Genomic DNA, 11,999 nt, shown 5'->3' with positions numbered 1-11,999 from the left:
AGCGAGATCGCGTTATCGTTCTTCGCGGGCAAGCCTCGCTCCTACAGGTGCCGGCGAACTCTGTAGGAGCGAGGCTTGCCCGCGAAGGCGTCAGCACTGACGACTCAAGGCTCGAGGCCGATGGGGAAGAAGATGCCGCCACTCCATACGCCCAGCCAACGCTGCCCATCTATTTCACGAGTCACCGCCAGCTCCACCAATTGGTAAAACACATTGCGATGAATCAGCGCTTCGAGATTGGTGCGTACATGCACGTAAGGCGCAGGCTCTTGTGTCACCGGATCAATCACCACGCGGATAGCATGGTCGGCACCGGCCTCGGCGGTTTCATCCACATTGGTGGTGAAGCGCAAGACCTGGGCTTCGCCCTCGCCTTCAACATCCACGGCAATTGCCACGAACGGAGCGTCGTCAACCTTGATGCCGACTTTCTCGACCGGGGTGATGAGGAAATAATCATCGCCGTCGCGGCGAATGATGGTGGAGAACAGTTTGACCATCGGCTTGCGTCCGATCGGCGTGCCCAGGTAATACCAGGTGCCGTCGCGGGCGATGCGCATGTCGATGTCGCCGCAGAAGTCGGGGTTCCACAAGTGGACCGGTGGCAAGCCTTGGGTCTTGGGGATTTGCCCCAACAGGTCATTGGCTTTTTGCGGGCCACTCATGGCGTTCTCCTTGGAATTACTGGTCGCTGAGCCCCAGCAGGCTGCGCGCGTATTGCCGCAGCGGCGGGCCCATCAGGTCTTCTGGCTTTTTGTCGTAGAACGTCAGTAAACCGCCACGACTCTTGATACGTGCAGTATCAATCAAATACTGGGTGCTGGTCTCGATCAACATGATCTGAATCACGCCGGAGTCGATACCGAGACGATCCACGGCTTCCTGGTCGAGCCATTCGTCCGTGTTGCCGATACGGTCGTCAGACTTGGCGAAACGGGTGTAGAGCAGGTAATGCGCACCGGCCGCACGGGCTTCGCCCATGGCCTGTTCGAGGCCTTCCGGCGTGTGCGCGCGGCGGACCATCGGAAAGTATTCGATAAAGCCGTCGAAGGCGACTTCGGCGATCACGTTAGGTCGCGGGTAGACCGCACTGCCCGGCGGCACAAAGGCGCCTTGGGCGATATAGACGAACGAATCCGGCTGAATGCGCAGGTTGTTCACGCGGCGGCTGTCGCTGTGGTCAAGCAGACCCGCGTCGCTCATGTGGTAGCGAGTCCCTTCAGCCAGATCGCTGACATTCATGCAGCCACCAAGCGCCAAAACGGCCAGCAGCAAAACCAGGCTACGCATCCTACCCTCCAGAGGCCGGTGACGGAAAACCGGCGAATGGCCATGGGATGCAGCTTCCGCGCCAGCTCATGTTCATCGTCGCCTGACAGATTGCATTCGCGGGCAAGCCTCGCTCCTACAGGTTGACGCCGATCTTGTAGGAGCGAGGCTTGCCCGCGAAGAGGCCCGATCAGCCGCCGATGATTTTCATGACGGTCGCACCACCGGAAAACGCCACTTCCTGCTTGTCACCCAAGGCCTTCACCAAGAGTCGCTGCAAGGCCGGCAATGCCTGGTGACGCGGCTTGTCCAGCAGGTCGCCGACATAGTGACGGTTGCTCGACGACAGGCAGCCATGCAGCCACCCGGTTGAAGACAGGCGCAGCCGCGAACAGGTTCGACAGAACGGAACGCTTTCGTTGGCGATTACACCGAAATAGCCCTGCCCCGGAATTTCATAGCGCACCGCCGTGGCGTCAACCGGCGCATCGGCCTGGAGATACTCATAGCGATCGCCGATCAGGCTCAGCAACTGCTGAAGGCTGACGAATTGTTGCAGGAATGCGTTGTTGTCGCTGGCCAGGTGGCCCATGCGCATCAGTTCGATGAAGCGCAACTCGTAACCGCGTTCCAGGCAGTAATCGAGCAGCGGCATCACTTGATCGAGGTTCTGTCCGCGCAGCGGCACCATGTTGACCTTGATCTTCATGCCGGCAGCGCTGGCCTGATCCATGCCATCGAGCACAGTCGCCAGATCGCCGCCGCGAGCAATGCTGCGGAATGCGCCGGCATCCAGGGTATCGAGGGAAACATTGATGCGACGAATGCCGGCATCGACCAGCAGGGGCAGTTTTTTCGCCAGCAATTGACCATTGGTGGTCAGGCTGATGTCTTGCAGGCCCATCTGCCCGACAGCGGTCATGAAGGCTTCGAGTTTGGGGCTGACCAACGGCTCACCGCCGGTGATGCGCAGTCGTTCGATCCCCGCCGCCTCGATCAAGTAGGCAACGCCGCGTGCCATGGCTTCGGCCGACAGTTCATCCTGCGCAGCGACCAGCCGCTTGCCGTTGGGCACGCAGTAGGTACAGGCGTAATTGCAGGCGGAGGTCAGGCTGATTCGCAGATTACGAAAACGCCTGCCTTGACGGTCAACGATCATGGTCACTCCGGCACAAGGAAATCGGACGGCGTAAAACTTGACTCACAAATCAAGTTTTAGCAAGTCCCATGCCTGAGTATATTCCTGAGGTACTGCGCCATATAGCGAAATCATGGCGCAATAAGGCAACTGAATGACTCAGCTACTCGGCGTGTCGGTGTCGCGCTTGCGCTTGTTGCCCATGCGCACGCCGATGTCCATCAGGAACTGGAAGAAGCCTTCCTGATCTTCCAGCACATTGCTCCAGAACGGCGAGTGATACAGCGCCACGGCGCCGTGTACCAGTGCCCAGGATGCGCAGTAATGGAAGTAAGGCGGCACGTCTTCAAGCTTGCCTTCACTGATCCGGCCCTTGATCAGCTGGGTCAGGCGTTCGAAGTTCGAGGCGCGAATCTTGTGCAGCTCCTCGATCATCTCTGGCACCTGGTTGCCCTTGACCACCTTTTCTTCCAGGCGATCGAACAAGCGGTAACGTTGCGGATCGCGCATGCGGAATTCGAAGTAAGCCCGGGACAGCGCTTCCTTGTCCTTGTCGACATCGGCCGAATGCAACAGCTCGTTCAAATCACGCTCGTAATCGAGCATCAGGCGCAGATAGATCTCCGCCTTGGATTTGAAGTGCTTGTAGATTGTGCCTTTGCCGATACCGACGGCATCAGCAATCATCTCGACGGTGACACTGTCTTCACCTTGGTCGAGGAACAGCTTGAGCGCGGTATCGAGAATTTCTTGCTCACGGCGACGAAATTCACGGACCTTACGAGGTTCTTTATGCATAAGAAAAGGTCTGTCGGGGTCAAAATTCGAAGCCGCGTATTATGCCTAACTTGCGGCAAAATGCACGGATCATCCATCCATATCTGTGTTTCTAGATGAATTCTGTCAGCACCAGCTTTTAATGAGAACTCTTCCGAAGCGCCTGTATTCCAAAATTGTTTAAAAACCTGGGCCGGTAAACTGGACTCAGCGCAATACTGATCAATACTTCAACTGTCGGCGGGGCATCTCCCCCAAGTGCCGCGTCGATATTGGTACCAACGGACCGCGTACCATTGTTTTACTCCTAATGGTCTTAACCCGGATTCACCCCCCAGAACCCGGGTTTTTTTTGCCTGCGATTTAACCTTTCACATGCGCCAGCGGGAACAGTCGCTTGAAGTTCTCGGTCGTCTGCGCGGCAAATCGCTCGTAGGATTCACCACGCAACATTGCCAGAAACTCTGCCACTTCCCGCACATATTGCGGCAGGTTCGGCTTGCCGCGATAAGGGATCGGCGCCAGGTACGGCGAGTCGGTTTCCACCAGCAATCGGTCGGCAGGCACTTTACTGGCCACGTCACGCAGCGCATCGGCATTGCGGAAGGTGACGATGCCAGACAAGGAAATGTAATAACCCATGTCCAGCGCCGCTTTGGCCATGTCCCAATCTTCGGTAAAGCAATGCAAAACGCCGGCCTGGGGCAAAGCCGCTTCGCGCAACAGGTTCAGCGTGTCCGCCCGGGCACCGCGAGTGTGAATGATCACCGGTTTGCCGGTCTGCTGCGCGGCTTGCAGGTGCAGGCGAAACGATTCCTGCTGCAACTCCGCCGCTTCAGGTTCGTAGTGATAATCCAGGCCGGTTTCACCAATCGCGACCACACGCGGGTGATTGAGCTCCTGCAGCAGCCAATCCAGCGCTGGCGCAGCGCCCGGCTGCACGTCCAGCGGGTGCACGCCGACCGAACAGTCGACATCGTCATAACGTTCGGCCAGGGCTTTGACGTCGGCAGCGTTGTCGACACTGACGCCAATACACAGAAAGTGCCCAACCCCGCGCTGGCGGGCCGCGTCGAGTGCGGCATCCAGCGAGCCGTCATGGGCGGCGAGGTCAAGGCGATCAAGGTGACAATGGGAATCTACGAGCATAAAAAGGGCTGCAACTTACATCGTATGAGTGGGACGGTCGGACTTCAGGGCTCCGGCCAAGTGGGTTTCGATTCGACTGCGCGCGGTGTCGTCACCGTCGTTGAACTGCACGCCGACGCCAGCGGCCCGGTTGCCTTGCGCGCCTTTGGGGGTGATCCAGGCAACCTTGCCGGCGACCGGAATTTTCTCCGGCTCGTCCATCAGGTTCAGCAGCATGAATACTTCATCGCCCAACTTGTAGCTCTTGTTGGTCGGGATAAACAGGCCACCGTTCTTGATGAATGGCATGTAGGCCGCGTAGAGCACAGAGTTGTCCTTGATGGTCAGGGACAAAATGCCGTTGCGCGGCCCCGGATTGACGGCTTCATTCATGCTGACCTCCACTGCTGATGTTCAGAGGATAGGCCCAGTCGGTCACTTCTGGGTAGGCAATGACGCCCATTGCACCAGCAGCGCTTCAAGCAACAGCACCCGATTGAGGTTGGCCTTGCTCATGACTTTCTGGCGCTGGGCGAGGATCCAGTCCTGAATGTTCAGGACTTTGTCCTGCGCGCTTTTCTGCGCCAGGTATTGAATCACCTTGCGCATATCGGCCAATCCCAGCCCGTCTTCATCCTGAGTCAGCTGATACCGCAGGATCAGGCTCGACCAGTCGCAGAACCAGTCAAACAGCAACAACAGCGGAATCGCGTTCCAGCCTTCGGCCAGTTGCGTCGGCGATTGCTGCTGCTTGAGCAACTTCTTCACGCCATCGACCACCAGCGCCCGCTGTTCGCGCACGCCCTGGGCCTGCAAATTCACCGCCGCCAGCGGTGAGCCAGCGGCCAGGGTCAGCAGTTCGACGCGCTCTTCTTCCGAGCTGTCCGGTAACGCCTTGGCCAGCCACGCAAGGCTCATGGCCTCGCTTGGCAGTGGACAGGCTTGCTGCACGCAGCGGCTTTTGATGGTGGGCAACAGCCGACTGGTCTGGTGACTGACCAGCAACAACACCGTATCGCCGGACGGCTCTTCAAGGCTTTTGAGCAAGGCGTTGGCGGCGTTGATGTTCATCGACTCCACTGGCTCGATCAACACCACTTTGCGCCCGCCCATCTGCGCAGTCTGGACCACGAAGCTGACCAGCTCACGAACCTGATCGACCTTGATCGCCTTGTCGGCTTCTTCCGGTTCGAGGATGTAGTTGTCAGGGTGGCTGCCGGCTTTGAGCAGCAGGCAGGATTTGCATTCGCCGCAAGCGTCCTGTGCAGTCGGGCGCTGGCACAGCAGGCTGGCCATCAGACGCTCGGCCAGCGCTCGCTTGCCGATCCCGGCCGGGCCGTGCAGCAGATAGGCGTGCGCATGTTGTTTGCGACCCGCCAATTGCTGCCAGAGGCTGTCCTGCCACGGATAGGCTTCAGCCACGGGTCAGCTCCAGCAGACGCGGCAACAAGGCGTCCAGCGATTGTTGAACCTGCGCCAGCGGCTGGGCGGCGTCGACCAGCACATAGCGCGCCGGGTCGGCTTTAGCGCGCTTGAGGAACGCACTGCGCACCGCATCGAAAAACGTCCGGCCTTCGAGTTCGAAGCGATCCAGGCGACCGCGAGCGCTGGCGCGGGCCAGACCCACTTCCACCGGCAGATCGAAAATCAGCGTCAGGTCCGGGCGCAACTCGCCCTGAACGAAGCTTTCCAGCGTAGCGATGCGCTCCAGCGACAAACCGCGACCGCCGCCCTGATAGGCGTAGGTCGAGTCGGTAAAACGATCGCACAACACCACCGCGCCACGGGCCAGCGCCGGGCGGATCACGCCGGCCAGGTGCTGGGCGCGCGCGGCAAACACCAGCAACAACTCGGTGTCGGGGTCCATGGTTTCATCGACCGGCGACAACAGCACCTCGCGGATCTTCTCGGCCAAAGGCGTGCCGCCCGGCTCGCGGGTCAGCACCACTTCGATACCGGCGGCGCGCAGGCGCTCGGCGAGGTATTCGCGATTGGTGCTCTTGCCGGCGCCTTCGGGGCCTTCCAGGGTAATAAACAAGCCAGTCACAGGCAGTCCTTAGTCAGAATCATTGCGGGCTTTGCGGCGCGGTTGCATCCGATTCGGGCGCGGGTGCAGCAGCGGGCTCTTTAGCAGGTTCTTTAGTCGTTTCTTGAGCCGGCTCTGGCGGCATCACTGGCGCCAACGCCTCCGGGGCCGGGTCAGGCGAAGCCGCCGGGATCGGAGCCTGCTCATTCGTCGCCTCTGGCGCGGTGACCGGCGCCGGGCTGGAGCGGTAATCGGCGCGACGCTTGAGCTGAAACTCACGCACCGCGCTGTTGTGAGCATCCAGATCATCGGAGAACACGTGGCTGCCATCGCCGCGCGCGACAAAATACAGGCTGTTGCCGGCCACCGGGTTGAGTGCCGCATGGATCGCTTCGCGGCCGACCATCGCGATCGGCGTCGGCGGTAGGCCGGAGATCACGTAGGTGTTGTAAGGGGTCGCTTCCTTGAGATGGGCGCGGGTCAACTTGCCGTTGTAGCGATCACCCAGGCCGTAGATCACGGTCGGATCGGTCTGCAACAGCATGCCCATTTCCATGCGCCGCACGAACACGCCAGCGATCTGGCCACGCTCTTGCGGTACGCCGGTTTCCTTTTCCACCAACGAAGCCATGATCAGCGCCTGGTAGGGTTCGGTGTACGGCACATCAGCCGCGCGCTGCCCCCACTCCTTGGCAAGGACTTCGTCGAGGCGGTCGTAGGCTTTTTTCAGCAGCTCGACGTCGGTCATGCCACGCACGAAGCGGTAGGTGTCCGGGAAGAATCGCCCTTCCGGGAAGATCCCCGTATGACCTAGCTTGTCCATCACTTCGCTATCGCTCAAGCCGTTCAGCGTCTGCTCAAGTTTTTCATCCTTGGCCAGCGCTGCACGCACTTGATGGAAATTCCAGCCTTCGACCAGCGTCAGGCTGTACTGAACCATTTCCCCGCGCTTCCACAGGTCGATCAGGTTTTCCACCGTCATGCCGGGCTGCATGCGGTACTCACCTTTGTGCAACGGTTGCCCGGCCAGGTTGAAGCGCCAGTACACACGCAACCAGAAAGCGTCCTTGATGACGCCATCGGCTTCGAGTCGATAGAAAGTGCGGGTGGGTGTCGTGCCTTTGGGCACGTCCAGGAGTTGTTCCTGGGTAATGTTCAGCGGCTGTTCCAGCGCCGAATGGATTTTCCAGGCCGAAGCGCCCAGACACAGCCCTGCCAGAACCAGTCCTGTTTCCAGCAGCAGCAAGAATTTACGTCTCACGTATCAAGCATCCAGTAGCGCGCGGGCAATGGTTTGGAGTTTACGGGTGAGCGGCCCAACCGGCCAGCTCAGTGCTGCATAGGCGCGCACCGGCCAAACGCCATACACGCTGTTGCAGATAAAGACTTCATCAGCCCATTGCAGCTGTTCGAGGGTAATGTCGGTGATTTGCGTGGGAATCCCCAGCGACTCGGCTTGAAACAATAATTCGGCGCGCATCACGCCGGCCACACCGCAGCGCTTGAGATCGGCAGTGATCAACACACCATCGCGGATCAGGAACAGATTGCTGAACACACCTTCGATCACCCGTCCGGCCTGATCGAGCATCAAGCCTTCGGCATGCTCGGTGTCTTGCCATTCGGAACGGGCGATGACTTGTTCAAGACGGTTCAGGTGTTTGAGCCCGGCGAGCAAGGGTTGTCTGGACAGTCGTGTGGCACAAGGAAACAGGCGAACGCCCTGCTCCGCATGTACGACAGGGTAAGCGGCAGGCGGGTTGCCCTGAAGAATGCGTCGGGCCTGGGCCGCAGGGTCGGGCGCGTAACCGCGCAGGCTGTCGCCGCGGGTGAGGATGAGTTTGAGCACGCCCTCGCCCAGATCTGCAGCGTAGGCCAGCAGCTCGCTGCGGATCAGCGCGTGATCGGCCGAGATCGCCAGGCGTGAACAGCCTTGCGCCAGGCGCGACAGATGCCGGTCCAGCAACAGTGGTTGCCCGCCGCGCACGGCAATGGTCTCGAACAGACCATCACCGTAAGCCAGGCCGCGATCCTTCAGCGACAGAGCGTCAGCCGGCTGACCGTCGACCCAGCTGTCCATCAGTCAGCGAACCGGCGGAACACCAGCGAGCCGTTGGTACCGCCAAACCCGAAGGAGTTGGACAGAACCACATCGATGTCCATGTTGCGCGCGGTGTGCGGCACGAAGTCCAGGTCGCAGCCTTCGTCCGGCTCATCGAGGTTGATGGTCGGCGGCGCCACTTGGCTATTGATCGCCAGCACACTGAAGATCGCCTCGACTGCGCCCGCCGCACCCAACAGGTGACCGGTCATGGACTTGGTCGAGCTGACCGCCAGCTTGTAGGCGTGATCGCCGAACACCGACTTGATCGCGCAGGCCTCGGCAAGGTCGCCGGCCGACGTCGACGTACCGTGGGCGTTGATGTACTGGACTTGATCGCTATTGATCTTCGCATCGCGCAGAGCGTTGCTGATGCAACGTGCAGCACCCGCACCGTCAGCCGGCGGCGAAGTCATGTGGTAAGCATCGCCACTGGTGCCAAAGCCGATCAGTTCGGCGTAGATGGTCGCGCCGCGAGCCTTGGCGTGTTCCAGCTCTTCAAGCACCAGCGCACCGGCACCGTCGGACAGGACGAAGCCGTCACGGCCCTTGTCCCATGGACGGCTGGCGCGGGTCGGCTCGTCGTTGCGGGTCGACAGCGCGCGGGAGGCACCGAAGCCGCCCATGCCCAGACCGCAAGCCGCCATCTCGGCGCCGCCGGCAATCATCACGTCGGCTTCGTCGTACATGATGTTGCGAGCCGCCATGCCGATGCAGTGCGTACCCGTGGTACACGCGGTGGCAATGGCGTAGTTAGGTCCCTGTGCACCCAGGTGGATCGACAGGAAACCGGAAATCATATTGATGATCGAGCCAGGCACGAAAAACGGAGAGATTCGTCGTGGGCCGGAATCATGCAGCGTGCGGCTGGTTTCTTCGATATTGGTCAGACCGCCAATACCCGAACCCATGGCCACGCCGATGCGCTCACGGTTGGCGTCGGTGACTTCAAGACCGGCGTTACGCACAGCCTGAAAACCTGCGGCCAGACCGTACTGAATGAACAGGTCGAGCTTGCGAGCTTCCTTGACCGACAGGTATTCCTCGACATTGAAGCCCTTTACCGAGCCGCCAAAACGGGTGGAATAGGCAGAAAGGTCGGTGTGTTCGATCAGACCAATGCCACTACGGCCAGCCAGAATGCCCTGCCAACTGCTCGGCACATCCGTGCCCAGTGGCGACAACATACCCATACCGGTGACTACGACGCGTCTACGCGACACAGCACTCTCCTTTTTTCAAATGACGACTTTGCATCAGGCCTAAAGAAAAAACCGCACGCCATGATGGCAGTGCGGTTTTTCCATGACAGCAAGCAACGATTACAAACTATTACGCCTGGTGGCTAGTAACGTAGTCGATTGCAGCTTGTACAGTAGTGATCTTCTCAGCTTCTTCGTCAGGGATTTCGGTCTCGAATTCCTCTTCCAGAGCCATCACCAGCTCAACGGTGTCAAGGGAGTCGGCACCCAGGTCTTCAACGAAGGAAGCAGTGTTGACCACTTCTTCTTCTTTAACGCCCAGTTGCTCAGCAACGATTTTCTTGACGCGCTCTTCGATGGTGCTCATACCTTGTTTTCACTCCTAATGGACAAATTCAGGCAGCTGGCCAGTGGGTAAGTGTATAGAAAGACTTTTCAGTTTTTCAACTGAAAGCTTCACTCCTCAAACCCTGTGGCCCTCTGCCTATAAATAGATTGCAGCTTTATAACGGATTTTAGACAGCTCGTATGACATTTTTTTGAAGCAACCCGTCACATTTAACTCATGTACATCCCGCCGTTCACCGGGATTGTAGCCCCAGTAACGTAAGCCGCACCGTCGGACGCAAGAAAAGCGACCACAGACGCGATCTCTTGAGCTTGCCCCAGACGACCCAGCGGAATTTGCGTCTGCAAGGCTTCACGCTGTGCCTCGGGCAGTTCGCGGGTCATATCGGTGTCGATGAACCCAGGGGCCACCGAGTTTACCGTAATCGAACGCGAACCGACTTCACGCGCCAGTGCACGACTGAAACCTTCCAGACCTGCCTTGGCGGCAGCGTAGTTTACTTGGCCTGCGTTGCCCATGGCACCCACAACCGAGCCAATACTGATAATTCGTCCCCAACGGGCTTTGGTCATACCGCGCAGAACGCCCTTGGACAGGCGGAACAGACTGTTCAGGTTGGTATCGACGACGTCATGCCACTCGTCGTCTTTCATGCGCATCATCAGGTTATCGCGGGTGATGCCGGCATTGTTGACCAGGATCGCCGGCGCACCGAACTGCTCCTGGATGCTCGCCAGCACAGCGGCAACGGATTCGTCGCTGGTGACATTCAGTTCCAGGCCAGTGCCTTGAATACCGTTTTCTTTCAGGGTAGCGGCGATGCGCTCGGCACCCGAGGCGGATGTCGCGGTGCCCACAACAATGGCGCCCTGACGACCCAGTTCCAGGGCGATGGCCTGGCCGATACCGCGGCTCGCACCGGTGACCAGTGCAACTTTACCTTGCAGACTCATGCAAGCTTCTCCTGATTCAGGCCAGCGCTGCACGGGCGGCAGCGAAGGCGTCTGGGGTATTGAGGTTGGATGTCGACACGCCTTCGGCGCAGCGTTTGTTCAGACCTGCCAGCACTTTGCCAGGGCCGCATTCGACCAACTGGGTCGCGCCCTTGGCGGCCAGCGCCTGGACCGATTCAACCCAGCGCACAGGCTTGTAGAGCTGCTCAAGCAGATCGCGCTTGAGGGTTTCGAGATCGGCCGGCACGTTCGCGCTGACGTTTTGTACCACGGGAATCTGTGGTGCCTGCCAGTTGATCGCAGCGATCGACTCGGCGAAACGCTCGGCGGCTGGACGCATCAGCTCGCAATGGGACGGTACGCTGACCGGCAACGGCATGGCGCGCTTGGCACCACGGGCCTTGCAGCCTTCGATGGCGCGCTCGACCGCAGCCTTGGCACCCGCGATCACGACTTGACCCGGAGAGTTGAAATTGACCGCGCTGACCACTTCGCCTTGCGCCGCTTCAGCACAGGCTGCCAGTACGTCAGCATCGTCCAGGCCGAGAATGGCAGCCATACCGCCCTGCCCGGCCGGAACGGCTTCTTGCATCAACTGACCGCGACGCTCCACCAGTTTCACCGCGTCGCCCAGACTCAGGCTGCCCGCAGCGACCAGGGCGCTGTACTCGCCCAGGCTGTGACCGGCAACGTAAGCCGGGCGCGCACCGCCTTCCGCCAGCCACAGACGCCACAAGGCGATCGAGGCGGTCAGAATGGCCGGTTGGGTTTTATCGGTTTGATTGAGTTGCTCTTCCGGCCCTTGCTGGGTCAGTGCCCACAGGTCGTAACCGAGCGCGTCGGATGCTTCTTTGAATGTTTCGAGGACCACCGGATGTTGCGCGCCCAACTCGGCCAGCATGCCGAGGGACTGCGAACCCTGTCCTGGAAAGACGAATGCGAGGGAAGCAGACATGTAACAAGCCCCTAATGATCTTGTCGTCGGAGAATTGACGTCCCGCTTGGGGGACGCAAGAAACTGACAGTTGGATGGCAAATTGAACTGAGCGGTCACAT

At 59.7% G+C, this 11,999-nt stretch carries 14 protein-coding genes; all 14 read right to left on the bottom strand.

What is annotated here, in order from left to right; genetic code table 11:
- Positions 1 to 104 precede the first annotated feature (104 nt).
- The 14 genes from ACYZUC_RS28195 to fabD all read right to left on the bottom strand — a co-directional run bounded on the left by ACYZUC_RS28195 (position 105) and on the right by fabD (position 11,898).
- Positions 105 to 665, bottom strand: coding sequence for a DUF1285 domain-containing protein (locus tag ACYZUC_RS28195; RefSeq protein WP_223415226.1), 561 nt, complete (start codon positions 663 to 665; stop codon positions 105 to 107).
- A gap of 16 nt (positions 666 to 681) precedes the next feature.
- Positions 682 to 1,290 (bottom strand): DUF4823 domain-containing protein, encoded by a 609-nt coding sequence (locus ACYZUC_RS28190; RefSeq protein WP_461991843.1) that lies wholly within the window; start codon positions 1,288 to 1,290, stop codon positions 682 to 684.
- Between the two features lie 169 nt (positions 1,291 to 1,459).
- Positions 1,460 to 2,428, bottom strand: a complete 969-nt coding sequence (locus ACYZUC_RS28185) for a GTP 3',8-cyclase MoaA (RefSeq protein ID WP_150631722.1) — start codon at positions 2,426 to 2,428, stop codon at positions 1,460 to 1,462.
- 138 nt (positions 2,429 to 2,566) lie between these two features.
- Complete coding sequence (locus ACYZUC_RS28180) at positions 2,567 to 3,205, bottom strand: TetR/AcrR family transcriptional regulator (protein ID WP_461991841.1); 639 nt, start codon at positions 3,203 to 3,205, stop codon at positions 2,567 to 2,569.
- A 342-nt stretch (positions 3,206 to 3,547) separates the two neighbouring features.
- The gene (locus ACYZUC_RS28175) at positions 3,548 to 4,333 is read right to left on the bottom strand and encodes a TatD family hydrolase (protein ID WP_008040884.1); all 786 of its coding nucleotides are present in this window, start codon (positions 4,331 to 4,333) and stop codon (positions 3,548 to 3,550) included.
- Positions 4,334 to 4,348: 15 nt separating this feature from the next.
- Positions 4,349 to 4,705 (bottom strand): PilZ domain-containing protein, encoded by a 357-nt coding sequence (locus ACYZUC_RS28170; protein WP_008031608.1) that lies wholly within the window; start codon positions 4,703 to 4,705, stop codon positions 4,349 to 4,351.
- 42 nt (positions 4,706 to 4,747) lie between these two features.
- Positions 4,748 to 5,734, bottom strand: coding sequence for a DNA polymerase III subunit delta' (locus ACYZUC_RS28165; protein ID WP_008031605.1), 987 nt, complete (start codon positions 5,732 to 5,734; stop codon positions 4,748 to 4,750).
- Entirely contained in the window at positions 5,727 to 6,359 is a 633-nt protein-coding gene (tmk, locus tag ACYZUC_RS28160; protein WP_461991839.1) for a dTMP kinase, read from the bottom strand. Before tmk ends, ACYZUC_RS28165 begins: the two co-directional genes overlap by 8 nt.
- Before the next feature lie 19 nt (positions 6,360 to 6,378).
- A complete protein-coding gene (gene mltG, locus ACYZUC_RS28155) occupies positions 6,379 to 7,599 on the bottom strand; it encodes an endolytic transglycosylase MltG (RefSeq protein ID WP_461991837.1) in 1,221 nt (406 codons plus the stop codon).
- 3 nt (positions 7,600 to 7,602) lie between these two features.
- Positions 7,603 to 8,418, bottom strand: coding sequence for an aminodeoxychorismate lyase (gene pabC, locus ACYZUC_RS28150; RefSeq protein WP_461991835.1), 816 nt, complete (start codon positions 8,416 to 8,418; stop codon positions 7,603 to 7,605).
- Positions 8,418 to 9,662: a beta-ketoacyl-ACP synthase II gene (fabF, locus tag ACYZUC_RS28145; RefSeq protein WP_008031595.1), complete on the bottom strand. Its 1,245-nt coding sequence runs from the start codon at positions 9,660 to 9,662 to the stop codon at positions 8,418 to 8,420. The genes pabC and fabF overlap by 1 nt, the downstream gene beginning before the upstream one ends.
- A gap of 109 nt (positions 9,663 to 9,771) precedes the next feature.
- Positions 9,772 to 10,008, bottom strand: coding sequence for an acyl carrier protein (acpP, locus tag ACYZUC_RS28140; RefSeq protein WP_003175607.1), 237 nt, complete (start codon positions 10,006 to 10,008; stop codon positions 9,772 to 9,774).
- Between the two features lie 191 nt (positions 10,009 to 10,199).
- The gene (fabG, locus tag ACYZUC_RS28135) at positions 10,200 to 10,943 is read right to left on the bottom strand and encodes a 3-oxoacyl-ACP reductase FabG (RefSeq protein ID WP_007942004.1); all 744 of its coding nucleotides are present in this window, start codon (positions 10,941 to 10,943) and stop codon (positions 10,200 to 10,202) included.
- Positions 10,944 to 10,959: 16 nt separating this feature from the next.
- On the bottom strand, positions 10,960 to 11,898 hold the full coding sequence (gene fabD / locus ACYZUC_RS28130; RefSeq protein WP_192227907.1) for an ACP S-malonyltransferase: 939 nt from the start codon (positions 11,896 to 11,898) through the stop codon (positions 10,960 to 10,962).
- Positions 11,899 to 11,999 lie beyond the last annotated feature (101 nt).

The organism is Pseudomonas sp. GT1P32 (assembly GCF_054897805.1).
The sequence above is the reverse complement of the archived record's forward strand: the minus strand, read 5'-3'. Positions and strand labels throughout refer to the sequence as shown.